The following is a 23,950-nucleotide window of genomic DNA, read 5'->3' as shown; positions in this document are numbered from 1 at the left end:
CCCCATAAACCTCACAGAGATTTTACCGACAGAAACTGGCAAAAAAATCGGCGTAGCGCTTACGCGCTACGCCTTGAAACTTCATGCCTTTTTCGGCTCCTCAATCTGCTCCAGACCCAGAACCGCGTCATTCCACATCAGCTTCCTGGCGCCTTTGATAGAATAAGTTTCCTTCGTCAGGAAGAAGGTCGCCCCACAATTGTCGTGCGTCGCAGAAAGAAAGTGGAGAAAAATTCCTTCAACCCTGAAGAAGTAGTACAGACAGAGGCCTGGGGCACCCGAACTGTTCATCAAGTCGGCCAAATAGGCCGCCTTGGCTGGCCAGGTCAGAGTCACTTCGTTGAAGCTGTCATGGTAGGGGGAATAATCCAGAACAATCGGCTCGGTGAGGTTCTTTGACTGGCGCAGGAACCAGATGATTAACTTTTTCACTCTTGGATCACTCGCCTCGCCACTCGTCGGAAAATTCCAAATGTAGCGCTCGAGGTCCTTGTGAACCTTCTCCTGTCCACCTCTGGCCATTTGATTGACGAAGCCTCTCTGCAAGGCGTCGGGTATCAAATTGGGGCGCTCGATGTAGAATTGCAGGACCTTCTCGTCAAAATACGGCACCGCCAAATTGGCCATGACTCTGGCTTTAAAGGCCTGAAACTGGGGGTCGGCTTCCTGCCGAGCCTTCCAGGATCGTTGCTCTTGTTCTTCCGCACTGACCGCACCAACTGCCACCAGTCCGGGTTTCTCATTTGTATTCATGAGGTTACCTTTCTGTTTTTGTTTGTTTTTACCCGAGCAGGCAAAATCCTGCTTTAGGGCTTTTGTACTTTCTGGCTTGCGTAAGTGCCGGCCAGATTCAGATTAACCCTACACCTAATTATAGAGATGTCAAAAGGACACCACCAACTTCAAAGAGAGACCTTGATATTCTCAAAAACTTGACTTTTCGTCAATGATATGTTAGCATTCCGAAAGACCTTACAGCTTGATACTTGGTTTTTCCAAGGGCTGTTTGTTCTCTGAAAACCACTAAGCGAACGCGGGACCACTCGCGACGCGCAGAAGAAAGGTTAGTAGCCATGACAGTACACGCATACCTCGCGAACGGAGATCACATCACGGTCGGGCCGACCGGAACCGGTTGGGCATTTGACAGCTGTGTCCACGACCGAACAACGGCCCCCTACATCTCCTTGTCAGAAGCGGTGATTCGGCTTGGAGTCCCCCCTGAAATCGCCCGGGTCACGAAAGAGTTCAGCCTCTACGATTGTCTCCGGGACACTGGGCACCGCGACAGCGGGAAGTATACTCACCGCTCGGCCACGGCTGAAGCCGAGTACCGGCCCGAAAAAATGGGTTTCTGCCTGACCATCCAGGCTCGGGGCAAAAACCTGGACGACCTCCAGGCAATCCGCGACCTGATTGCGGCCGGCAAGATTGCCCCGTCGCTCCCCTTCGGTGGCCAGCAGGTGCAAAGCACCGTGCTCGGCATCAAGGCGGCGTTCCACCAGCTCATCGAGTCCATCTCCTTGGCCTACAGCCAATGGAGCTGCCGGACTTTCCCGAGCTAGACTCAGGATCAATCGCCCGCCCCCACATCTCGAATGTGCGGGCGGTTTTTAATTAAAAAGAAAACCAACCCGCAGGTTGGTTTGAAACAAAAAGGCTAATTGGCTAGGGCTATCTGGGCGCCAGCAATATCTTCTACTAGGTCGAGCAAGCGCTTGGGTTGCGTCACTTCCTGGCGCATCGCATTGGGACCGATCAAAACCGATTCGGCACGAAAGTCTTGAGTCGGATCAGTATTCATGACAATAATTGGCAATTCTCGGTTCACTTTCCGAATTTCCTGACAGAGCCCCTGACCACTGATGGCCTTCCCACAATCACAAATGATAATCAACCGGAAATAGCCGAGCACCTGACCGAAGGTGTGAAGGATACTTTTCCCATCCTCGACCCAGACTATCGTGTAGCCGCGGATCTTGAGAGCCTCCTTAATCGCTTTCGCCAGAGTCTGATCACTTTCAACCAATAGAATTTTCACGCTTGGCCTTTCGTTGAGTTGCTTCATTCCGCCTTTAGTTTTATCAGAGCCTAACCGGCAAGTCAAACAAATAGTCCGAGTATTAAAAAACGCACCACGGGGTGCGTTGCTTAGTCTAAAATTCCATATGTTGAATCGGTGGCGATGAAGGCTGAAGAAAGAAGTCGACAACCTCGAGCAGGTTTCGGATCTTCTTCGACTTCTGCACAAAATCAGCAGAATCGTCAGAGTCCGGGTCGAACCCCATAGTAAGCACAGTCTTCAGGTCGAGTATCGTGTAAAATATCCACGGCACTTTCTGCCACTCCGGATGAGACCGGAAGATCTGCCACATTCGCACTCCGGCCCGCCTGAAATCACGCCCGGCTTGTGCGTCAACCTTGGTCCCAGGTGGAGTATTTTTCACCGCCTCCTCATAATCCTGCAGTGGCAGCATCATTCCGGAAATGACAAGGTTATAAGGGAAAGGGCCGCTAGGTACTCGCTCAAGTAATTCCTCAAAACTCTTTTCCGTTTCGAGGCGGGTGACTTCACAACCACCAAGATTCTCAAAGTGGACACCGAGCCGGCTACTGACTGCCACCGACTGCTGTGGGTCATTTTCAATCAGAATAATTTTTGTCATAACTTTCACCATTTCTCACCCAACACTACCACCATTTTCCCGAAAAGCAAGAAGAAAGCCCCTTGGAGTCTGCTCCAAGGGGCGGATTTCAATTCACCTAAATTAAATCAGGTGGCTTCCAACCAAATAATCACGGAGCTTCTTAAGTGCCTTTCGGCGCATCGAGATAATCGCTTGCTGCTCGTTTGATAATTCAGCATAAGTCAGATGAACACTCAATGGAACGAAAATTGGCGCCCAGCCGAAGCTGTTGCTACCGCGCGGAATGTCGGACACCAAACCCTCCATCGAACCGGAAAACAGTCTGACCTTTCCCCCATCATGAAGACCGTAGCAAACCGTGGCGGTACATCGGCGATTCTTGCCATCAACTAGACGACAAAGACCTTCCATGTCGAGCTCTTTCAGAAACCACTTGATTAATGGCCCCGGAAGTTGACCGAGGGCGTGGAAGACGAGCGAGACATCCTCAACCAAAACCGGCTGGCCGAGCTTGGTAAAAGCTCTTTCAGCCTTATCCTTCACAATTTCCCCCAAATCCAAGGACTGGATTTCAGGCAAATCAATTTCTTGATGTTCGATTGGTACCGCCAAGTAACGCCTGACTTCTTCGGCCTTACCAGAATTACCCGTAATTAATGTAAGGTTCATATCTCTTGGCATTATACCTATTTAAAATGATTTGACAAATTAATAAATTATGCTAGCGTGTAAAAAGAACCCCAATCAAAGGATCTTGTGAAAATTACCGTCGGCTCATTAAGTACTCTCAAATTGGCGGCCGTGATCAATGCCTGCAACGCCCTCGGCCTCGTAGCCAATGTAGGACCGGTCAAAACTTACTCTGGCCAGAACGAACAACCACTCGACTTCAATCAGACATTTAGAGGCGCCCTAGCCAGAGCCAGGCAAGCCCAAGAGGCCGATCCGAACAGTCTGGCAATTGGCATCGAGAACGGAATTTTCTGTCTTCACTCAATCAGCCGGTCGGAGGAAGGCATCCGCTTCTTGGACATCGCCGTCATTGTGGCAATCACGCCGGATGGCCAACAAATTATCGGCACTTCGACCGGCCTGGAATTCCCTCTCGAGTATGTGATGATAGCCTCCCAGAGAGGCTTCAACACGACCACGGTCGGAGACGTGATTGCCGAAAAGCTTGGTGGCCGCCCGGATGACCCCCACAGCACTTTGACCAAAGGTCAAATCAGCCGACAGGGTATTTTGGAATCAGCTCTCGTCCAAGTCCTGAAGCAAATTCAATTTTGAACCCGACCATCAACTCCCCGTCTCTTCACGGGGAGTTTTTAATTAACTGCCTGCTTTGTCTTGTCTCGGCGCGAACAATTACGCCTCATTGACTATTTTTGTCAAATCGGCTAGCTTGTGGACAGAACGAACCTTAAAAGAAAGGGAGTTTATGAAAGCCCGAAAAGCCGTTTATGCCGCCAGTCTTGACCCAATAACCTTTGGCCACATCAATGTCGTCGAACGGATGGCTCCGCTTTATGACGAATTTGTGGTTGTGGTCGCCGTCGACCCGCGCAAGTCCTACACCTTCACACCCGAAGAGCGGGTAGCGATGGCCAGGTTGGCGCTTCTGCACATCAAGAATGTCAGAGTCGATATTTGCGTCGGTCAGTATGTCGTGAAGTTTGCTGATTCAATCGGCGCCCAAGTCATCATCCGCGGTTTGCGCGGTTGGCGCGACATGGAGGATGAAGAAGTCTTGAGCGAGGAAAATCGGCAAATCTGCCCACGCATCGAGACCGTCTATGTCGGCTGTTTGAAGGAATTGCGATATGTGAGCTCGAGTCTAGTCAAAGGCCATGTCGGCGCCGATCCCAACTGGGAAGAGCAGGCCGAAAGATCGGCCCCACCGGCAGTGGTCGCCAAACTTAAGGAGAAGTTCATCTTGAAGAGGGCTCGCCGACACTGGGACGCCCTCATGGTGGACTTGGGCCAGCCGAAAGGGTCTGAAAGAATCTTTTTGGATCTCGTTGCCCGCTATGGCGAAACGCACCGGGCCTACCACACTCTCGAACACATCGTTTCGATGCTCGACGAGCTTCGGGAAGTCTGCACTCTGCTCAGCGCTCCTTCGGATGTAAACTTGGCCGTCTGGTACCATGATGTAGTGTACGAGCCTCCGTCCAAAGATCATCCGGTGATTGCCGACAACGAAGCGAGGAGCGCCTACCGAGCCGAGCTCGACTTGCAGAAACTTGGTTTAACCAAGAACACAATCGAGCATGTAAAAGAGCTCATCATGGCGACGACTCACACCGAAATGGCACCTGATCTTGATGCCCAGTATCTGGTTGACCTCGATCTCGCCATCCTCGGCAAGTCGGCAAAAAAGTTCGATAGGTATGATCGGGGGATTGCCAACGAATACAGCTGGCTCCCCATTCAGGACTTCCGCCGGGGACGAGCCGACGTGATGGAGAAATTCCTCAACCGGAAACCCCTCTACCTGACCAAGTTCTTCCAAGACCGGTACGAGGCTACCGCTAAGGAAAACTTGCGAAAATTGGTCGCAAACTTGAGAGGCTAACAACTCGGCCCGAAGCGCAAAGCGCTTCGGGCCTTTTTAATATCAATTTTCTAACAACGATTTACTTTGTCACCACCTCTGCCCCACTAGATGACACCTCCGGCGCCGCCTCCCCACTACTGGTTTCAGGAATTTGCGCTGGTTCGTTATTTGTCAGTTCCGGAACAGCCTCCTTATCTTCAATCAAATTTTGTTCCGGCCCCTTGAGCAATCTCTCGGTCGCAACCTCAGCAATCATTGGTTGCATTTCGGTTTGAAGTTCAGCGAATTTTGGCACCCCAGCAGAAATCTGATCGATCGTGGTGTAGCCGTTTTCATAAGCTTCCGCCAAGACAATCACATACTCGGCCTCCATCTTCGGCGCCTTCTCTCCCTGACCAAAGATGGTCGACAGCAATTTTAATAATTGTTCATAAAGCGAAGGGATCTCTCCGGTCTCAAGTACCGTTTTAAATTGCTCGGGTGGCATTTTTTTAAATATCTCAAAGGTGGCCGTAATTTGTTCCTGCCAAATTTGTCTCATTTCTTCCTGCAACAGTTCCAGCCTCGCCTGTTCGAGCCTTTCTCGCTCTTCCCTCAATTCCTGAAGTCTGATTTCCGGACTAAGCAAAGTACCCTCAGCAAGCGGAGCCATACCAAGACCCTCCCTAATTTCAATAAGTTTCGCTCGCTCCTGATTTGCCGAAGCCTCGATTTGAGTAAGTGCCAAGGAATTTTCACCTTCTACTCGAATCAAAACATTCAACTTTTCCGGTTTGGTCAAGGTCTCGAAACCTTTGCCACCCGGCTCCATTAATTCCCAATTAGCAGCTTGTGCGCCCTGTTCAACAGTGGCAACCGACAACTCTGGCGCAACAGGCGCCTCGGGCAATAAATTTTTAGCTTCTTCCATATATCTAAAGCATATAGCATTTAAAACGAAGTGTCTAACAGACTTCTCACCAATTTCCCGTTCCACTTTACTCAACTAAAGTGGAACAATTGAATACTGACCCACAGATTCAACCGTCACGCACCTTATTTGTCTAACCCAAAACCCGCCCTTGACATTTTCTATATATATGTATATACTAGAAGTAGACTCGGTTCCCTGGTATACCAAACGAAACCGCAGAAAACCCAAATTAAGGACAAAAAATGAAAGCAATGCTCGCCGACCTAACCGGCTGTTATGTTAGGCAACACGGCCGAATTTCGCCGTGCGGAGTTATACAGACCCTCTACAACGGCGTCCCTGACAATCGGTGCGAAGAGTTGGGTTGCACCCGCTGGAGCCAAAAATTGCTGCAATATGGCAATGGCGATTTCCGGGCGGTAATTGATGAAGAGCGCGCCCCGAAGCACCTCATAATCCGTCAGGGCAAGCGCGAAGTTGCCCGAATCCCGCGGAGTCAGATCTTCAGCTGCGAGGTTTTCAAAGTCGGAGTTTGTGCGGGTGGATTCCCCGCGGCAATTCTCGTATACGGAAGGACACCGTGGAAGAACCGCGACGCCAATCTTCGGGCTCAAAGGCTCCGCGAGGCGCGGCGCGGCAAAAAGCCGGAAGTGTTTGACAACTCCACCTTTGTGAAGGTCAGCCCACTCTATGTAGGCCAAACTCTGGTTCGCATCCGCCTCGGAGACATTTTCGATTCAGGAGATTACCAGTTCAAGATGTTTACCCTGTCGGGCCAACCGGTCCGATGCCAGGTCGGACACTGGCTTTCCAAAAAGACCTGGGGTGTTGAGTAAGACCCCTTCAGCTCGTTAGCCGCCCACCCCGTGGGCGGCTTTTTAAATATATAAAAACCCGTGAGCCACTTGGGCCACGGGTTCTGCAAACTTTTTCTAGGGATAAATTGATTAATCATCATCATCGGCCAAACCGATAGCCTCCTCCACCACATCGAGTACGGCACTAGCCACTGCTTCCTCAATGACATCCGAAACGGATGGCGCAGTAATCTTCTTTATATCGACCGTGGGCAGGACAGCATGAATTGTAGCCAGCAACTCTTCGACCGAGAAGGGCTTGGTTAGGACCCGATTGGCACCAGCCTTGAGGCACTCACCAATAAATTCTCGTCCAGGCATGCCACTTTCGATAATGACCGGCAACTCGGGTCGGACCGCTTTGATCCTCTGACAGAGTTCTTGGCCGTTCATCTCTACCATCTGGTAGTCGAGAACCACCACATCGAACTCGAGCAGACGGGCCAAACCATCACTCCCAAGAAACTCCTCCGCCGAGGCGAAAGTTGAAACTTGGTAGCCATGCCGTAGAAGAGCTTTGGCCAGAAGCTTTCGAATATCTTCTTCCGCCTCAATCAGAGCAACGCGTGCATGAATCACTGACATATGACCTTCCTTTCTTACCTGAACAGCTCCCGAAGCTGTCGCAGGGTTGTTTTGTTATATACTTCCACTTGTATTTATATCACTACAATCTTTTCTGTCAACAAGACCAACCTGGCCCACTCATTTCTCCTCTCTTATCTAAACCGTCTATCCCGTTCCACTTTAGTCAGGTAAAGTGGAAAAGTCCCTTGCACGAAATTCCAACGGGTGTATTCTTGCCAAAGAGAGATATTGAACGCCGGCCGACAATCACCGGACTCCGATTGGAGCTGGCTGTCGTCCGACTAAAGGGAGACATAATTGACTCGCGCGTTCCAAGCGCGGATCAGCTTTCTTCGGCCTCCAGACGCTAAGCGTCTAACCGCATTAAGTCGTCCACCCAGATGCATAGCTAAGGTGATAACCTGCGAGGCACCACAAGGTTCACTCGCGACCGAAGCTTGCATTGCTGTCTAGCCCCGACCCGATGGAAACAAGTTGTTTCTCACTCGGCCCAGGCGTCTTAAGGTGCAGCAAGGTAGAATCTCTCCTTTGCGTATAGGGCGGCTCGCTTGCGAGCCGCCCATTTTCATTTGTCGCGACAAAAAAATATCTCCGTAGCCAAACTCACCCCCAGTATTTTGTCTTAGACAAAAAAGCTGGTCAGAAATGCGATCAGCAGAAGCGTGACCAGATTTGAGAAAATATCAGAGAAGAATTTTTTCCAAGCAAGTTTTGGATCACAATTACTCCAGAGCACTCCGGAACCAATTGTCGGGACAATAAAGCAGAGCCAGTTTAGCATCACAAATCCAATAGCCAGACCGAGCGACACGCCGTTCTTGACGCTCATAGACACAATAAAGACCACCGCAAAGGCTGTTAGAAATGATAGCAACAGTTGAGCCGTGTACATCTTCGGCATCATCGCCTTCCCCGTCTGCATTTTATTCTTTTTTTCTTCCTCCGACAGTTTATCAAACCCGAGAGATTGCATATGAATCCTGCCCATCGGAGTCGAGTTGGAATACCAAATGGTACCAACGACTGCGGCAATCACCGCCCCGGCAACTGAAAGTGAAATTGTAGTAAGCATATTAATGTATAGATTAGATTAATTATTCAGGTCTTTTGTATTGAGACAACCCGAGAATGTTTCCTTCGGAATCCTTAAACCAAGCCAGGAAACCCATCGCGCCGTTTTCTCCTAACGGAGTTTTACCGCGTACTACTGAACCACCGTTTTTAATAATATTACCTAAAGCCAAGTCCATATCAGGAACATCGATATAAAACATCGGGTACGGCATGCTGGCATCACGCTTACTAGAGCCGCCATTTATAAAACCTGTTTCTTTTGGTTGCATCTTTTCGTCAATCGGCCCAGTTTGCCAACTGGTATAACTAAACTGCTCCCACTCAAAAGGCTTCCAGCCAAAAACTTTCTGATAAAAAGACTTCGCTCGCTCCTTGTCATCCCAAGGAAATTCAAAATGTGTGACTTTATTCATATTCAAAATTATATCAGAAACAGCCAAATTTAGACCAGGGTCTGAATTATAAAACCACCATTAAGGTCCGACCTTGATATTTTGGGGTATGACGACCACCCGACATTGACATCGTCGCATGACAGTGTTAGTCTACATACTAGTTCAGCAACTCAAACCGAATAGACAAGAACCACCGAAACCGAAGGAAAAAAATGAGTTCATCAGCTCTTCTCACAAAAGCACTTGTCAAACAAGTGGCGGATATATTGAAACCGAGTATTGAGGCGATTATTGCACTCGACCCCTCTCGGTCTGTCGCCTGCGTGGCGGTCCTCGACCCGACCATACCGTACGACCACCAATTCATCAACCGGGATGACCCACTGCTTTGGCAAGAATCGTTCGGGGAACCAGACAAGACGAAATGGAAAAATCCCTACGATGAGTTCGCGCTCAAAAAGGCGCACTTATCGTGGCGTACTGGCCTACCCAGTCATCTCGTCCAGCGACACCAACCCCACCTGCTTCTGAAGGAGGACTTTAAATTTGGCGGAAGCGTCTGTTATGAGGGAATTATCGTGGGCACCAGCGGTCTCGCCTGGCACCACGATCTGGCAATTTCCGGCCTGTTCGCCTCGACACTCCACGCCTTCGTCATCGGCGCCTTCGAAGTCGACCTGGCACGCAAGCCCTACTTCGTCGGCCTCCCGGAATAAGCCTGACACAACCTTTACACTCGGCATTCGCCTCACCACAACCGCCCCTTTGGACGGTTGTTTTTATTTAATCAAAATCTGACTTCACCACATACCACCCCTACCCGTTCCACTTTAGTTAACTAAAGTGGAACGGGTAAGCAGTTTTCTTTTCGGAGACGAAGAGGAAATTATTTAAGCAAAATGAATTGAAGCGGGTCTGGGAACAATTTGGAATTAGAGGAAATGTCGGCGTACAAGCCGTAGCCATCAAGTTCGCTCCAAGAATTATTCTCTTCTAGATTTTTGTAATATTCAGCCGTGATTGTTTGGACATGTAGATGAGGAAACCAATTACCATTAAAAGGCGCCTTTCCAACTTTGGCAAAAACTTGCCCGACTTTTAGGCTGTCGCCGACTTTGCATTTGATTTCTCGATCGAGGTGAGCATAAATCAGATAAATCGGCACCGAGAGATTTTTCACAATCACTCTTGGCCCCCAACCGCCTTCTTCCGGATAGTCATCGTCGATTCTGACAACTTCCGCGTCAAAATCAATCGCGATTTCTGTCCCAGTCGGCACATTGATATCAACTCCGAGATGAATGTAGGAATTTTCGGCATCAAGGTAACTGCCGTGCCACAAGACACTTCGATCTTCCGGCCAGCCACCATAGGAAAAATCGAGATTATATTTTTGATGGGCCTGCAAAACCATTTTCTGGCAAATCTCCGGATCAAGCAGTGGATTCTCCCCCGCTTTCACCCGGTTCTCCGCAAGCCACACTTTGGCTTCCAAATTCAAATTCACATATCCAAATTTTTTATTCTTTAGATTCGGAAAAATCATAACTGGATTATATCAGCTTTAGCAGGGCCTCGCTTCATTGTCCCCTCTTTTTTCCATTTTAGCATTTTGCAAAACACTAGAATGGAGAGGGGGTGCATTCCTCGGTAATTACAAGGCCGGACCTTGTAGATTCAGGTTAATTCGCCGCCACTTCATACACCCTATACACCGCATCCTCCCCTTCATCGTAGAAGTCAGGAACAAGCACATCCTCCAACAGAACAACCCCCATTCCCCCAAGTTGCGCCTGTTGTCCGTCTAACAGGGCCAATGAGTTTGATCGAAGATGCATGTCAAAAAGTACCGGTTTGCTATCTCTCGCCGCTTTCACCTTAAGTTTTCCCAGCAATTCTTGAATTAATTTCTGGCCAATACCGCGCCTTCGAGCCTCCGGGGCGACCGCAATATCTTCGAGATAAACTGATTTGTCGCCCTCATCAGTTTCACCCTCTACCGCAACAGCATATGCAATCATCTCTTGCTTGGTCCCTCCTTCCTGCACACCCCAGGTTGCCAAGGAATATTCTAACCCATTACCGTCTTTAATGTCTCGAACAAGTTCCAACCCCTGTATCAATTCGGAATCATCTGCATATACCTTACCCTCAAGATCGCGCATCAAGCGAAAATCATTTTCAGTAAGGGGGAGCGTGGAAACTTCACCGAAAATAACGCGCTCAGCATCTTTTGGATTGTCAGCTTCAGACCTCCTGTTTACCAACTTAACTCCCTTTTCCCAAATTGTTTTAACGCTGGTATCTTCCGCCTCAAGAAAGTATCCGTCCGACCTGCTAGCCCCGCCGATTTTTTTGTATCTCCCTGCATCTTCGGGAAGTTTTGACAACTCTCCAGCAGTAGGCAAATCATTGTTTGCCTTGCCAAGAATAGCCTTTTTGACCCCAATTTCTTTGGCGTAATTTTTAATATATTTAAAGAGCTCATTTGTAAACTGCCCAGAAAAATTTGCACTGTAAAAAGTATTGGCCTCAATATTGTCTACCACCAAAGCCGGTTCGCCTTTTTCATCCTCACCGAGCCAACACCACGCGGCCGTCACCGGCTCATCTCTTACCTCGTCCCACACATTCACGATTTGAATGCCCAAGTCGATGTTATAGTCCGATATAGGAGACTCAGCCCCGTGGTACTCACTGTCTATGCAAATGCAACAAGGAGAATAGTTACCTTGGTACAAATCCACATCAGGGTCCCTTGTCCAGACAAAGATACTCATCGGACGACTTTCAACCTCCTCCCTCCTTTTATCGGATTGCTCGGAGAAAAGATTCTTGAGCATACTTCTGTCAGTATCAAAGTGGTTGAATTGCTCGGCAAGTTTCGTATTTATCTCCTGAATAAGAGCCGAGGCACGATCGCTCCCCAAGGCCGGTGCAATAACGGTTTTAAGATTGCCTCGAAATTCCTCAATTCGACGCTCCATAACTACAAATTTTGCGCGCAAATCTTCTTTTGCGCTTGCCATCTTTCGTTTAATCTCTTGTATCCTCTTCCCAGATGGCATCTTCTCCATAACGACATTTTCCAGTTCTTTTTCGGTCGCCACGAAAATTTCCTGCGCCTTATACACATCATCTTTAAGGCGCTGGAACGAGGCCACATCAGACAACAATTTTTCCCACAGAACACCTTTTCGCTCTTGCGAGAATTTTGCTTTCAGGTTTTCTATCCCCTTTTCAATGCCGGCCACTTTTTTAGGATTTCCCTCGTTTCGTGCTTTCTCCAAAGCTTCTGTCATTTTTTGAAGTTCTTCTGTAGGAAGTTCACCCTTTCCCAACACGATCTCAAATGCCATTAGCTCAGCACGGTATTCGTTCAGCACTTCTTTGATGGTGTGGGCATAGGTATCAATCGTTTCTTTAATTCTTCCAATCGGCGTAGTAATTATTTCCGAGAAAGCCAGTGTGTTTTCGTTGGAACCCAAATTAAAATGCGCAGTCTCATCATAATTTAGCCAACGCTCTGAGTTTATGCCCTTTGCATCGATACTTTCCAAAACCTGCTTATTTAATCTGTACCCCACAAGAGAGTCCTGCATCAGTGTGCGAAATTCAACCGATTGAGGGTCAACATCTGGATGCTCCGCCATTATCTTCTTTTTGATTTCAAACTGAGTCTTTATACTACTTTTTGCAATTGTGTCGAACTGCGGATACTTAATCAGTAGGCGTGAACCAAAACGCGGATTGGCTGCCACAGCGTCTAAAAGAAACGGGTTCTCCCTCGCAATCCGAATTATTTTGCCCAGGTCGTTCCTAAACTCCAGAAGACTCAAAAGCAAATCCGGCGTTCTTTCAGCTTGTGCAGAAAATTCGGGAGAGACAGCCGCCAAATCAGACAGAATTTTACGCATTTCTGGAAAGAAGCCGAAAATATCTTCACTGTTCACGGTCACCCTAAGCTTCTCTTTAATTTTTCCTGCCATATCTTTTTTCTCATCCAACAAGCATTTCAGGAAGGCCCGCTTCCCCACTTGTGACATTGCATCATCTGAAAGCTGAAGCCGACCCTTAATTCTCATGGTAGCTTCAAACGATCCCCCAGATAAAATACTGGCGACGGCTTCTATCGAGGCTTGCGTGTAGATTTCGTCGGTGAGAGAGAATTGCTTTTTAATCTGAACAGCGTCCTCAATGTTTTCTTTTGAAAGCTGCCTCATGACTCCGTTTTTTGCCGCCTGTTGGACAGGCACTGAAGAAATATATTCCTTGGAGATTGAGCAACTATCTTTAATCCCAATCGAGATACTGCGGTTACCTATGTTTAGAAATTTTATTAGCTCTCCTTCGGCAATTCGGTTTAACTCCTCGGCAGGAAGAAAGAACTTCTGTGCTATTTCCACGGCCAGTCTTATGTTGCCTTGCTCTATATATTTTGACATCCCATTTTTGACTGCCTGTTGCATTTCCTGAGAAGAAAGCTCTTCCTGTGTGAATGAGAAATTTTTTACCAGATTATCGTAGTCACGAATATTGCTGGACTTACCATTAGACAGTAGGCTCAACAACCCCTCCCTGGCGCATCGCCTCATGGCCTCAGGAGACACACCAAATCTTTCTTGGTATTCCTTGATAGGAGCAGTGTCAGCGTGGGCAAATCGGTCAATGATTCGCGCGTTAACGGCATTTTGGACTTCAGGAGATGGGATAACCCTAGCTGAAACGACGGGGAACTGATTTATCACTTCGGTCGAATGATCGGTCGTGTAAGCGCCGGTCAAAAGACTGATTGTGAGTTTTTTTACGGCTTCTTCGATTTCCGGTGAAGTATTAAAATCAATCGGAAGCGCGAATTTATCCCTAATCAACTCACAGGTCCGAAAGTAACCATTGTTATACGCGCCGATCCGCCCCCCAAGTATGTGTCGTACTAAAGCCTTTCGGGCACACTCTTGGATCTCCGGAGAAACCAGCGTCTCTGAAGAAAAAGACGGGTCGTCTGCCAGTTTCAGTGCCTGTTCGGCAGATCCGGTCTCCAGGTACCGGATTAATAGACCCTTAACCTCCAACTGAACTTCTGGGGTATGCATGATACCTTCGGGAATTGAAAAAGCTTCTCTCATCTTTTCTGCCACCGGCAGATTATTTCGTACGATTTGGCGTATCATTCCCACCTTCACCGCTTCTTGAGTTAAGTCTTCCGAAAGTAAAAAAATATTTCTAATTTCAACCGCGCGGTCAAGCATATAGTGAACCCCCGATATACAATATGTCACGATGCGTGCAACCGCCGACTGCACCTCGGAAGAGGCCAGGAACTCGTCGGGAACAGAAAACTCTTCCTTTATGGATATTGCCCTCTTAGTTAAAGCGTCAATATTGTCGATATCTAGACAACTCATCATTCCCTCTTTGGCGGCCTGCTGCATTTCCGGAGATGTGCTAACCCCCTTCGGAAGCTCAAATTTATCCCTAATCTCGATTACATTGTGAATATTTCCTCTTGATAAGTTGGCCACCATTCCAACCTTTGCCGCCTCTTGAAGGTTTTCTTTCAGGAGCGAAAATTTAATCCCGACTTCAGTGGCATTTTTGACAAAATCATAGTCACGGCGAGATAAAATGTCGGCCACCCGATACTTAACAGCCGCCTGAACTTCTGGCGAATGCATGAATTCAGTAGTAAGCAAAAAATGTTTCTGGAGGCGTTCCGCCTCGCGAACATCCCCGACAAGCAAATCATCGGAAAATTTCTTCTTAAGGGCATTCTGGACTTCTGGCGAACTGATCACTTCGGCACCAAGAGACAGTTTGCTTTTTATTTCAATCGCTTTTTCAGTGTACCCCTCCGAAAGAAGTTGGGCTATTACATGTTTGAAGGCGGACTCCAATTCAGGAGAAAGCGCCTGTTCTGGGGAGAGATTAGGAAAAAATTTATTCACTAGCCCAACAATCCTGTCCGTATCATCCCAACGAATCAGCTCATCCTTAATGGCGTTGAGTGCGGCGACAGAATGAATAAATTCAGTCGGAAGGGAGAACACATCTTTAATGTCGACAGCTTCTGCAAGGTTTCCACTCTCTAGGCACAAGAGCATCCCTTCCTTGGCGGCTTTTTGTACTTCCGGAAGAACTCTTACTTCACTTGGTATCCTAGAAAGGATTTGTTTTCTTTCCCATTCCCAATCAACATTGTCGTTATTATCTAAGTCATCATCTTGGTCATAATCATCACCCTTATCGTGCTCGCTGCGAACATGGTCGACACCTTCAAGATTATTCTCTTCGGTATAACTTATATAACCTCTCAACAAACCCTTGATTAAACGATCCGTCGCCCTTTCCCGAATGGTGTCTTTTTTACGCTTCTCGTCGACATCAAACTTACCCACCATATCCTCAGGCCTTAAAACCACCTTGTTTACCTCACCTTGCTTAGAAAATTTTTCCGACATATGCAAATAGTAGCAAAAAACACTCACGAATTCCATGAATGATTTGATTGCAATAATTACAAGGCCGGACCTTGTAGATTTAACATGCCAATTTAAGAATATACTATTTCCAAAACTTCAGTGTCAATCGTCCCTTTGTACAAAATGTGCGGCACAAGATGAAAAAGTAACGGCCTGGCGCCATCTGCCCTCTTCTGCTTGTAATACTCAATTGTCTCCTCTGGGACAATGCGGTAAATTTCCATTCGGGCAGGATCAAACGGCTCGTACTCTTTGAAATTCGGAATAACATCCTTGTCACGACGATAAGTAAAAGCGATACTATTTCCTCCCTGTATCAAGGACACAGGAATCTTAAACCAAGCAGTTGGAGGCAATTCGATACCAGCTTTTGCAAGATTTGCCTTCAAAGACGCGGGTGCGACGGCAGTAAGGTGTAGTACATCATTCCACAAACAACGCAGGGGCGGAATTTCAGTAGTTAGCAGGTGCTTCCTGTCTTCATATTTCTTAATGTGCTCATTGTAAATTTCTGGCTGTGTTTCCTTCAAGACATTCAGCGGATAAAGAGTCGTCCCAACCATGTTCTTTGGCACACGATGATATAGGTATTCCATATACGCAACACTAATGTCCCGGCAACTAATTTAATTACGGTAACTCAAATTTAATATAACCCATGTTCTTGAACAAAACTTTTCCTGTCGCCGGATCGATCTCTGCCATTGCTGGATACTGTCCATGGTCGGTACTAAAAAAATAGGGGATTTCTTTTTCGCCTATATCCTCTTTCTTTACTTTCAATTCGTAGACTAAATCAATGTCAAGAAATGACCCCGGGTAGATTGTGCCTCGAATTAAGTCCCTGTTGTGGTCGTGCTCTTCTGGGACGGAAAATATTGTGGGTAAATTCGTATTTACATACAAGTGCCAATATCCCTCACCTGCCTTCAGTGCCTTATTCCCGCTATTTCTTATAGCAAACTGAAATCTCGCAGTATAATCATCGCCATTCTCGACAAGAAGAATAGTGTCTCTATAAAATCCATCCTGCTTCACAACAAAACAAAGGTTTGGCGATTTAAATACATCAGTATATTGATACACAACAAAGCCGACCACTGCCGCCACAATTACCTCTGACCAAAAAGATACCTGAAAATCATGGCTGGAGAGAAAATCTTTTATTGCAACTAAAAATTCCATGCTGGCCTCCTCGGTCTCGTAAATTTTACCATCAAGCCCAACAAAGCTTATTTGACTACTTTTGTTCTATCATTTTGATGCTCCTCGGAATGACATTATTTTATCAATAAACTCTTGTCTAAAGATAACGTAGTTAGTACCGTTCTCACTCTTCTCTTCCATATAGCTCAGGAGAGGTTGTCTTTTGTGAGTTTTTGGATCATCAGTATCAGCTTCAACTCTCAATCCAGGCAATGGTCTAATTCTCTGAGCGACCGCCTTTCCGACTTCCTGACCACCCTTCTTGAATCGTAAGTGAATTGTCCAAATGCTTATAAACGGATGTTCGGTTGTCAGACGTTCCCTAAGGAGGTTGATCCACTCCTCGCTTTTCTCATGGTTCACGAATATCAATAAACTGAACTTAACAGGCTTATCGCCATATTGTTTCTGCTTTTTCTCAACAACCTTTGCCATCTCCTCAAATGACTTGAAGTGTGAGTAGACACCAGTTAATTCCACAGATTCCGCACCCAGCTTTTCTGGGGTCTCCCCAAATGATATGAAGTCGAAGTCTGGGTAGGCTCTTTCGGCTTGGTCATACTGTGCAAGCCACCAGTCCTTTCCGGTGTGTTTCTTCATCGTGAGCGTGAAGAAATAGGCGGCAAATCCCTCTCGAGCCTTCTTCACCTCTTCGTCTGGACTGGTAAAAAACTTCTGAGCACCTACTCTTTTTAAAACCTTTTCCACCTGACTAAAAAGGGTGTGTGGATGAGCAAAGAATATTCCAGTTGCCATATAACTATCTTGCATAATTCTCCTCGGAAATGAGGTAACCTATAAATAGAAGACGATTTGATCGAGCGTGAGTATCACCTGGAGCGCACGTGCTTGTGTGTATGTCTCACCGGCCGCATACCCATGACCGACGGTGTGGCGTGAAGCCCCAGCCACTTCTGGTGCGTTAGGGTCGAAATCGGGGTACGCAACTTTCAAAAGATATTCAAGGAAATTCGACGGGAAGAACAGCGATGCCTCGCCATCGACTTTTTTCACTCCCTTTTCTACGGCATGTTTAAGCAATGCTTTAGTCTTTGCCGTCGATCCCTTCTCTGCCAAATGCACATCCGCAAGTACACCTTCGATTTCGGTCATTATGTTCTTTATAGAGGAAACGGGGTCGTTACCCTTGAATGCATCCAATCCAGCCTGTAGCACGGTCTTGTGTTTAGCAAGCGCTGGGTTTCGCCACCAACGCTCCGCAATCTTATCTATGCGTTCAGAAGTGAACTTGGCTACAAGTTGTTTCTCCTTAGCCTCGATATCAAACTCCGCTTTGTATGCCTTTATTAGTGGGTCGAAGTCACCACCAATGACTTCGATAAACGGGAACCAACCTGCTTTGGTCATACGTTCGACCGTCGCTTCATCGGCAAGTGCCTCATACATCGCTTGGTAGCGCAGACGCTTGTAAAGCGTAGCCAAATCGCGCTCCATTCGATCCGTATCCAGCTCACCACTAAGGTCAAAGAACATTCCAAACTTCCACCCAATCTTGAAACAAGCGACGATCTTATCCGAGGGATCAGGGGTCAAAGCGTGATACTTCATTCGACGAATATCGCCAATATCTCCTCCGTAAACCGCTTCACCGGCTTGGACAGTACGCTTTGTAAGTATCTCGATTGCGCGGCCGGCCCCGTCCAAATGAAGTTCGCCTGTGCCGTCTTTATGTATAACAAGCACAAACTCGACAAATGAATCAATGGAAAGGATTATCCCTGCTTTCTTCGCCCTCTCGATAATGATGTTGCTTACTTGCTCCATATATAAATGGAATTCGCGCTCGTCTGATGTTAGATAAGCGCGAACAAGTATAGGAACTAATTCTTCTTTTCCTGCCGGAGTATTGGTTGTAGCAAAGCCTACCAATGGTGGTAAGGAGTTAAGTTTCAGAACATTGACGCGTTTCGGCATGTATGACACACCCATCGAAGTCATCTGCTTCGGCTTATAGGGAACGTATCGTTTCTTTTTTCGTCGATTCTTGCTCATGATTTCATTACACACTAACTTAAGACCCAATCAAAATATACCGTCTCTGACATAGGAGTCGAACGATGCTCCTTGGAGTCCGAACCTATCTCAAACTGGCTGGGGAGCTAGGTTTCGAACCTAGAGTCTCTTGCTTCAAAGGCAAGCGTGTTACCGGTTACACCACTCCCCAATATCTAAAGACGATACCGTACAAACTACCTTAAAAACGGCTTTTTTTCAACCTCCATTAAAAACTACTTTGCTGTTAGCTACTTATTATTCGTCAACTTTATCAGCGCCAATTCTAGAGGTAAAGTCTGGGTTGAGGCGTAGCCGACGAGATCGACGGCGGTGAGGATTTCAATTAGAGCCGGAGAGTTGATTCGAGAATTTTTGTTTGCCGACAATTCCTTGAGAAAAGCAAAATCGGAATCGGAAAATTCAGATTCAAGATTTTTCGCCATTCCCGGGGCGGTCTTCAAAATTAAAACTGCCCGCGCTTTGCGTAAAAGTAGTTTGCCGTAAACTTTGATATCCAAATTTTGTTTTTCGGCCTCCGTCAAGGCTTGAAGTCCCGGCTCGACTTCCCCGCTACCAAGCGCCTGCAAATATTGATTAACCAGGCTCGCCTTCGGCGCGCCGGTAATCGCCTCGACTTCTTCACTCGAAATTTTCTTAGCTTTGGCCGAACTTAGGATTTTTTGGAGAATTACTTGAGCGTCGCGGAAGGAACCTTCGGATAAGAGGGCCACCAAATCGGCCGAGGCCGATTCGAGAGTAAAACCCTCGCGCTTCGCCAAATCAATAATCATCTCCTTGAGCAAGGAAAGAGACGGCTTTTTGAAACTGAAAACTTGGCAACGGGAAACGACCGTCTCGGGAATTTTGTGAAATTCGGTGGTAGCCAGAATGAAAATCGCGTGTTTGGGCGGTTCTTCGAGGGTCTTTAGCAAGGCGTTGAAGGCGCCTTTGGAGAGCATGTGCACTTCGTCTATTAGATAGACTTTATAGGGTGATTCGAAAGGCAGAGTGTTGATGGCCTCGCGCAAGTCCCGAATGTTGTCGACTCCGGTGTTTGAAGCGGCGTCGATTTCGTAGAGGTCGTTGCCGGTAGTGCCGATGGCTTCGGCGAAAATTCTTGCGACAGAGGTCTTGCCGGTACCGCGCGGGCCGGAAAAAATATAGGCGTGGCCGATTTTCTCCTGTTTAATCGCGCCTTCCAGAACCCGGACAACCTCGTCCTGGCCGGAGACTTCTTTGAAGTTTTTTGGACGATATTTTCGGTAGAGTGCGACTTCGTGCATGGGGATAGTATAGCAGAAAAGCAGGGGCACAGAAGTATAAGGTATATAGTATATGGTATATGGTAGAAAAAGAAGGTATGAAGTATATGGTATAGGGTATATGGTATGAAAAAGAAGTATAAGTATAAAGTATAGGTATAAGTATGAAGAAAAGAAGAGAAGAAAGAGGGGGAAAAATTAAGAGAGAAAGAGAAAGCCCCGACGCTTGCTACAAGGTCGGGGCGGTTTTAATTCTTAGGAATGTGGATCATTCACGAAGACACCAGCCCAATCGGCCACGCTCGGCCAATTTGGCAAGCGCCCGGATGACAACCCGCTTGTCCTTGTCGAGCCACACTCGGCCCCAGACTGACACCCAATCAGTCACCGACCGAGCCAGCTTGAAAGTTTTCTTCATGACGAGCCGCTCGATCCTGCTGTTGTGTGGAGCCCTCGACCAAAGATCAAAGCAAGCTTGAAAAGTCTTGGCCTCGTTGAGCCTTTCGGTCAAAATCTTCTTAAGCTTTCTTTCTGTCAACTTCAGAATTATCCTATCATTGCCGAAATTTCGAACGGCAAGACACTTCTGCTCGGTATCGGCCAGCTTTACTGCCCGACGCAAAATCTGATGATTCAGACCTGACAGTGGTACCTGAAAGGAATACTGCCAGGTGCGCCGAGAGATCTGTAAACAATCCTCGGTAGTATGGGCACTCGCGAATTCATTGATGGCAAGAACTCTGAGTTTCTCCGTCACCAACTTTCGCATATTGCTCCAAGTCGGCAATTTTTCGATATTGATTTCTGAAACGACCTTGATGTCAGTCGCCTGAACCAGTTGGGTGCCAATTATCGTCTCGGCCTTGTCCACAGCTTTACGCCAAACGACTCCCCCCTCGACAGCCGCCTCGGCCGCCATGAGACAGTCGTCGCTCGTTTTGGCCAACCTTAGGGCTTTGGCCGCATACTGGTCGCGCTGTTTCTTGCCCAAGTTATCGGTCTTAGCCAGGCCCGCCCACTGGACACAATTTTTGGCCGATTTGACCCGACGAATAAAATGCCTCTTTTGCTCCGCTATGCCGGCCCTCAGGGAATCGTTAACGGTAAGACCGAGCACCTTTCTAATCTGTGGCAACGCATCCTTACCAAGCTTCAACCTGAGAGAAAACTGGAGTCTCTGCAATCGATTGATTTCTTTTATTGTCTTCATTTGAGAGAACCTTTCTGGGTTTGTTCTATCAGTTTAGGACGAGAATGTCAACGGTAGGAAGTATAAGGTATAGGGTATATGGTATGAAAAAGAGAAGAGAAGAAAGAGGGGGAAAAATTAGGAGAGAAAGAGAAAGCCCCGACGCTTGCTACAAGGTCGGGGCGGTTTTAATTCTTAAGAACTCACTTTAAACCGCAAAGCCAGACGATGCCGGTGGCTCCTCGGACTTGGGCGGAGTTTCAGTCTCCTCTGCCCTGCCAGATCCCTGGCCAGTATTCAGAGACCCCTCCTCATCCTCAGGATTCAAAATCCTTTCACAGGCCCTCTCCCACTCCCGCATGGCATAGCCTGTAATCTCGCTTGGTATTCTTTGCAGATAATCTTCGAGAATTCCGAGATGACCGGTATTTTCGGCCATGTCACAGGCACGTTTGAAAACTACCAGCTGTTCGTCCGGAAATCTCTTCTCGAGATAGTTCAGGATACCGATACACAGATTAAAATCGGCATTGGTGAGAACCAAATGCAAAGTATCGAGCTGGACTTGAAGTCTTCTTTGCATCAACTCAATAGCCTCGGCTTCACCACAAATGATAGCCAGAAGCCCTAGCGGGCTTAGACATGGACCAGGCCCGGAGCCTTCTTGACTGTCCCGTTCAGTATCATCAGCCATAACAGAATTTCCTTTCCTTTGGCAATTATATGCCCCATTTTAAAAAAGAAAAGCCCCGCACTTGTAGGCAAGTGCGGGGCCGTGGTGACCGCGCGTGGTAGTAATAGCGAGTTGATTTGGACACGGTCACCGATCTCTGTGACAGGAAGTCAAACATAGTAAGTAAGAGCACCCGTCACAGAATTTTCGGTCATCAGCAACACCCCCTTTCTGTCTAAAAATTATCATAAAAGCTGGAAAAGAAAAAGAGGTGGGCCTTGCGGTCCACCTCTACGGCTCGCGCCGATTTGTTTTAATTATATGATTTTAGCTAGTGAATTGGACTCACCTCCTTTGGTCGGGCGTTTTGCCCGGTGCCGGGATACAAGAATCATGACCGGTTTAGCGATTTGGCCGTTGGTCAAGACTCTTTCATTATGGCCCCTTAGCAACGCATGCGGGGGCCGCCGATGGGTTTGTACTATTATCTTCGGGAGGGAGCGGGCTTGCGGTCATCAACGAGACCTAGCCAACGACATAAGCACTCCTAGCCGAATTGATACTAGTATAGCATAACCAGTTTTTTTGTCAACCCCGTTAGAGATTTGTTGTTAAGAATGGCAGATTTTCCCTTATTTTACTTAGTAAAAGCGAGACTAGAGCCACATCTACTGTCATCCTTGATGACCTATCTCTAACGGGGTCAAGCGTTTTAAAGACCCCGCATTTGCAACAAGTGCGGGGCCCGCGAGTCAATCCCTAGCCAAAAGGCCGTTTTCTCCAACTCAAAAACCTACCCAATTTGGGCAGATTAGCGTGTATAACTTTGACCTACCCGAGAGTCCCGTGTCTAAAGGACATTTCTAAAGGACAAAATGCATGTCCTTTATCGCTTCAGACGCTCCCAGAGAGCCCTCAAGGCATCGAGGATTGTACTGCTGATGGCATTAAAAACGGTCGCGGTGTTTGATTGAATCCTAACTATCACAGGCGGACTGTTTGTCGCAATTGAGCCAGTTGTCGCTATGTTTAGTCCTATCAATCCGGTAACCGGCAAGGTTGAGGTAGCCTCTAGATTTTGTCCTTTAAGGATTTCCTCGCTCGTTAGGGCCAGATTAGTCGAGGTGGCCGTACTGCCGATCTGGGAACCCGCGCCAACGGGGATGCTGGTATCAGGGACAAGTTCCGGCAGACCGGTCGGGGCATAGTTCGGATCAAGTGACCCACAGAAGATGTCGTTTACTTTCTTGACGGTAGTGATGTAGGCATAGCCGGTCGGCGTAGTCGTGGCCCAAGGTTCCAAGACATCAGCTGAATATTTGACCTGAAAGGCCATGACTGCAACCTCGGTTGCATCATCATAAATTCCATTCAAGGGAACATCAATCTTCTCAGTATCTCGAAGGAAGGCCTGCAACTTCAGAACTTCGGCCGAATCATTTTGCTTCTGCTTACCAAGATATGAATTTAGGTAAGTACAGGAAAGTGGCGCAGATGCAGGAGTACCGCTTCCAATAATGCCACCACCAGAGGCCGGAGTTGACGCCGGAGAATTATTGGAACCACCGACTGAAACAACCAGCGTTCCGGAAATTGGGCCGTTCCCGCCAGATGGGGCTCCGCCACCACCACTGCCTCCCCCACCACCTCCGTTGCCACCATTAGCAACAACTGGAGCCGAAACATTTATCGTCGCATCCGCCGTTGCTGAAACACCCTGTCTTAAAATCGAAGCGTGAGCCGTGTAAGTTCCAGCGGTGCTGTAAGTACACGAGCCGTCAGTGGTGAAAGTTGTTTGATTGGTTGTAGTTGAAAAATCAACTGCGCCATTGTTATCGCAGTCAACATCCAAAACTGAACTGCCGACAGCTGTGCCGGAAACCGTCACCGCAAAAGTGACACCACTAAGCGGGGCTGTGCCGGAAGTCACACTCGGAGTCAAGGTGACGGCAACGGTCGGAGAGACTGGGGGCACACTCGGCGCCACCAGTTGGTAGAAAGACGCGATAGCCGGAGTGGTGGTGGAAACCGTATTGCAACCATTCACGATAGTCGGAACAGTCGTGATGGTTGTCCAAGTGGCGAGGTCAGTT

23 protein-coding genes and 1 tRNA gene are annotated in these 23,950 nt (G+C 47.7%); 5 read left to right on the top strand and 19 right to left on the bottom strand.

Translation table 11 applies throughout. From position 1 onward, the window contains the following. Positions 1-81: 81 nt before the first annotated feature. On the bottom strand, positions 82-753 hold the full coding sequence (locus WCT25_00120; protein ID MFA6535820.1) for a hypothetical protein: 672 nt from the start codon (positions 751-753) through the stop codon (positions 82-84). A gap of 320 nt (positions 754-1,073) precedes the next feature. On the opposite strand from WCT25_00120, the gene WCT25_00115 reads away from it, so the two are divergent. Next, positions 1,074-1,565, top strand: a complete 492-nt coding sequence (locus WCT25_00115; protein ID MFA6535819.1) for a hypothetical protein — start codon at positions 1,074-1,076, stop codon at positions 1,563-1,565. Between the two features lie 95 nt (positions 1,566-1,660). Here WCT25_00115 and WCT25_00110 read toward each other — a convergent pair whose 3' ends face one another. From WCT25_00110 to WCT25_00100, 3 genes are all read right to left on the bottom strand, one after another. Next, positions 1,661-2,068 carry a response regulator gene (locus WCT25_00110; protein ID MFA6535818.1) on the bottom strand — a complete coding sequence of 136 codons (408 nt, stop codon included), beginning with the start codon at positions 2,066-2,068 and terminating at the stop codon, positions 1,661-1,663. Positions 2,069-2,156: 88 nt separating this feature from the next. Then, positions 2,157-2,666, bottom strand: a complete 510-nt coding sequence (locus WCT25_00105; protein ID MFA6535817.1) for a hypothetical protein — start codon at positions 2,664-2,666, stop codon at positions 2,157-2,159. Positions 2,667-2,768: 102 nt separating this feature from the next. Then, entirely contained in the window at positions 2,769-3,317 is a 549-nt protein-coding gene (locus tag WCT25_00100; protein ID MFA6535816.1) for a non-canonical purine NTP pyrophosphatase, read from the bottom strand. An 87-nt stretch (positions 3,318-3,404) separates the two neighbouring features. Here WCT25_00100 and WCT25_00095 point away from each other — a divergent pair, with 87 nt between their 5' ends. Further along, on the top strand, positions 3,405-3,935 hold the full coding sequence (locus WCT25_00095) for a DUF84 family protein (protein ID MFA6535815.1): 531 nt from the start codon (positions 3,405-3,407) through the stop codon (positions 3,933-3,935). Between the two features lie 151 nt (positions 3,936-4,086). Next, complete coding sequence (gene coaD, locus WCT25_00090) at positions 4,087-5,223, top strand: pantetheine-phosphate adenylyltransferase (GenBank protein ID MFA6535814.1); 1,137 nt, start codon at positions 4,087-4,089, stop codon at positions 5,221-5,223. Between the two features lie 61 nt (positions 5,224-5,284). On the opposite strand, the gene WCT25_00085 is transcribed toward coaD, so the two are convergent. Then, positions 5,285-6,115: a hypothetical protein gene (locus tag WCT25_00085; GenBank protein MFA6535813.1), complete on the bottom strand. Its 831-nt coding sequence runs from the start codon at positions 6,113-6,115 to the stop codon at positions 5,285-5,287. Between the two features lie 245 nt (positions 6,116-6,360). On the opposite strand from WCT25_00085, the gene WCT25_00080 reads away from it, so the two are divergent. After that, complete coding sequence (locus WCT25_00080) at positions 6,361-6,954, top strand: hypothetical protein (GenBank protein ID MFA6535812.1); 594 nt, start codon at positions 6,361-6,363, stop codon at positions 6,952-6,954. 111 nt (positions 6,955-7,065) lie between these two features. On the opposite strand, the gene WCT25_00075 is transcribed toward WCT25_00080, so the two are convergent. The 3 genes from WCT25_00075 to WCT25_00065 form a co-directional block, all read right to left on the bottom strand. Further along, the gene (locus WCT25_00075) at positions 7,066-7,560 is read right to left on the bottom strand and encodes a response regulator (GenBank protein ID MFA6535811.1); all 495 of its coding nucleotides are present in this window, start codon (positions 7,558-7,560) and stop codon (positions 7,066-7,068) included. 625 nt (positions 7,561-8,185) lie between these two features. Beyond that, positions 8,186-8,635, bottom strand: a complete 450-nt coding sequence (locus tag WCT25_00070) for a DUF1761 family protein (protein MFA6535810.1) — start codon at positions 8,633-8,635, stop codon at positions 8,186-8,188. A gap of 22 nt (positions 8,636-8,657) precedes the next feature. Continuing rightward, positions 8,658-9,050 (bottom strand): VOC family protein, encoded by a 393-nt coding sequence (locus tag WCT25_00065; GenBank protein MFA6535809.1) that lies wholly within the window; start codon positions 9,048-9,050, stop codon positions 8,658-8,660. A 194-nt stretch (positions 9,051-9,244) separates the two neighbouring features. Here WCT25_00065 and WCT25_00060 point away from each other — a divergent pair, with 194 nt between their 5' ends. Then, positions 9,245-9,748 (top strand): hypothetical protein, encoded by a 504-nt coding sequence (locus WCT25_00060; protein MFA6535808.1) that lies wholly within the window; start codon positions 9,245-9,247, stop codon positions 9,746-9,748. A gap of 170 nt (positions 9,749-9,918) precedes the next feature. Here WCT25_00060 and WCT25_00055 read toward each other — a convergent pair whose 3' ends face one another. The 11 genes from WCT25_00055 to WCT25_00005 all read right to left on the bottom strand — a co-directional run. Continuing rightward, positions 9,919-10,578: a peptidoglycan DD-metalloendopeptidase family protein gene (locus WCT25_00055; protein ID MFA6535807.1), complete on the bottom strand. Its 660-nt coding sequence runs from the start codon at positions 10,576-10,578 to the stop codon at positions 9,919-9,921. Positions 10,579-10,714: 136 nt separating this feature from the next. Then, positions 10,715-15,490 carry a GNAT family N-acetyltransferase gene (locus tag WCT25_00050; protein ID MFA6535806.1) on the bottom strand — a complete coding sequence of 1,592 codons (4,776 nt, stop codon included), beginning with the start codon at positions 15,488-15,490 and terminating at the stop codon, positions 10,715-10,717. A 92-nt stretch (positions 15,491-15,582) separates the two neighbouring features. Then, entirely contained in the window at positions 15,583-16,107 is a 525-nt protein-coding gene (locus WCT25_00045) for a hypothetical protein (protein ID MFA6535805.1), read from the bottom strand. 34 nt (positions 16,108-16,141) lie between these two features. Next, entirely contained in the window at positions 16,142-16,696 is a 555-nt protein-coding gene (locus WCT25_00040; protein ID MFA6535804.1) for a hypothetical protein, read from the bottom strand. Between the two features lie 69 nt (positions 16,697-16,765). Next, positions 16,766-17,473 (bottom strand): hypothetical protein, encoded by a 708-nt coding sequence (locus WCT25_00035; GenBank protein MFA6535803.1) that lies wholly within the window; start codon positions 17,471-17,473, stop codon positions 16,766-16,768. 39 nt (positions 17,474-17,512) lie between these two features. Further along, positions 17,513-18,730 carry a hypothetical protein gene (locus tag WCT25_00030; protein MFA6535802.1) on the bottom strand — a complete coding sequence of 406 codons (1,218 nt, stop codon included), beginning with the start codon at positions 18,728-18,730 and terminating at the stop codon, positions 17,513-17,515. A 96-nt stretch (positions 18,731-18,826) separates the two neighbouring features. After that, positions 18,827-18,902 (bottom strand) — tRNA-Gln (locus WCT25_00025). 79 nt (positions 18,903-18,981) lie between these two features. After that, the gene (gene dnaX / locus WCT25_00020; protein ID MFA6535801.1) at positions 18,982-20,016 is read right to left on the bottom strand and encodes a DNA polymerase III subunit gamma/tau; all 1,035 of its coding nucleotides are present in this window, start codon (positions 20,014-20,016) and stop codon (positions 18,982-18,984) included. Between the two features lie 247 nt (positions 20,017-20,263). Beyond that, positions 20,264-21,205 carry a hypothetical protein gene (locus WCT25_00015; GenBank protein ID MFA6535800.1) on the bottom strand — a complete coding sequence of 314 codons (942 nt, stop codon included), beginning with the start codon at positions 21,203-21,205 and terminating at the stop codon, positions 20,264-20,266. 187 nt (positions 21,206-21,392) lie between these two features. After that, positions 21,393-21,878, bottom strand: a complete 486-nt coding sequence (locus tag WCT25_00010; protein MFA6535799.1) for a hypothetical protein — start codon at positions 21,876-21,878, stop codon at positions 21,393-21,395. 865 nt (positions 21,879-22,743) lie between these two features. Further along, positions 22,744-23,950, bottom strand: a 1,207-nt coding sequence (locus tag WCT25_00005; protein ID MFA6535798.1) for a hypothetical protein, incomplete at its 5' end; no start/stop codon positions are given.

Source organism: Candidatus Paceibacterota bacterium, from assembly GCA_041666545.1.
In the GTDB taxonomy this organism is placed as follows: domain Bacteria; phylum Patescibacteriota; class Minisyncoccia; order Phycocordibacterales; family JBAYGS01; genus JBAYGS01.
The sequence above is the reverse complement of the archived record's forward strand: the minus strand, read 5'-3'. Positions and strand labels throughout refer to the sequence as shown.

Coding starts and splice junctions, on each gene's coding strand:
- WCT25_00120 (MFA6535820.1), bottom strand. CDS start 753: ATGAATACAAATGAGAAACCCGGACTGGTGGCAGTTGGTGCGGTCAGT.
- WCT25_00115 (MFA6535819.1), top strand. CDS start 1,074: ATGACAGTACACGCATACCTCGCGAACGGAGATCACATCACGGTCGGG.
- WCT25_00110 (MFA6535818.1), bottom strand. CDS start 2,068: ATGAAGCAACTCAACGAAAGGCCAAGCGTGAAAATTCTATTGGTTGAA.
- WCT25_00105 (MFA6535817.1), bottom strand. CDS start 2,666: ATGACAAAAATTATTCTGATTGAAAATGACCCACAGCAGTCGGTGGCA.
- WCT25_00100 (MFA6535816.1), bottom strand. CDS start 3,317: ATGAACCTTACATTAATTACGGGTAATTCTGGTAAGGCCGAAGAAGTC.
- coaD (MFA6535814.1), top strand. CDS start 4,087: ATGAAAGCCCGAAAAGCCGTTTATGCCGCCAGTCTTGACCCAATAACC.
- WCT25_00085 (MFA6535813.1), bottom strand. CDS start 6,115: ATGGAAGAAGCTAAAAATTTATTGCCCGAGGCGCCTGTTGCGCCAGAG.
- WCT25_00080 (MFA6535812.1), top strand. CDS start 6,361: ATGAAAGCAATGCTCGCCGACCTAACCGGCTGTTATGTTAGGCAACAC.
- WCT25_00075 (MFA6535811.1), bottom strand. CDS start 7,560: ATGTCAGTGATTCATGCACGCGTTGCTCTGATTGAGGCGGAAGAAGAT.
- WCT25_00070 (MFA6535810.1), bottom strand. CDS start 8,635: ATGCTTACTACAATTTCACTTTCAGTTGCCGGGGCGGTGATTGCCGCA.
- WCT25_00065 (MFA6535809.1), bottom strand. CDS start 9,050: ATGAATAAAGTCACACATTTTGAATTTCCTTGGGATGACAAGGAGCGA.
- WCT25_00060 (MFA6535808.1), top strand. CDS start 9,245: ATGAGTTCATCAGCTCTTCTCACAAAAGCACTTGTCAAACAAGTGGCG.
- WCT25_00055 (MFA6535807.1), bottom strand. CDS start 10,578: ATGATTTTTCCGAATCTAAAGAATAAAAAATTTGGATATGTGAATTTG.
- WCT25_00050 (MFA6535806.1), bottom strand. CDS start 15,490: ATGTCGGAAAAATTTTCTAAGCAAGGTGAGGTAAACAAGGTGGTTTTA.
- WCT25_00045 (MFA6535805.1), bottom strand. CDS start 16,107: ATGGAATACCTATATCATCGTGTGCCAAAGAACATGGTTGGGACGACT.
- WCT25_00040 (MFA6535804.1), bottom strand. CDS start 16,696: ATGGAATTTTTAGTTGCAATAAAAGATTTTCTCTCCAGCCATGATTTT.
- WCT25_00035 (MFA6535803.1), bottom strand. CDS start 17,473: ATGGCAACTGGAATATTCTTTGCTCATCCACACACCCTTTTTAGTCAG.
- WCT25_00030 (MFA6535802.1), bottom strand. CDS start 18,730: ATGAGCAAGAATCGACGAAAAAAGAAACGATACGTTCCCTATAAGCCG.
- dnaX (MFA6535801.1), bottom strand. CDS start 20,016: ATGCACGAAGTCGCACTCTACCGAAAATATCGTCCAAAAAACTTCAAA.
- WCT25_00015 (MFA6535800.1), bottom strand. CDS start 21,205: ATGAAGACAATAAAAGAAATCAATCGATTGCAGAGACTCCAGTTTTCT.
- WCT25_00010 (MFA6535799.1), bottom strand. CDS start 21,878: ATGGCTGATGATACTGAACGGGACAGTCAAGAAGGCTCCGGGCCTGGT.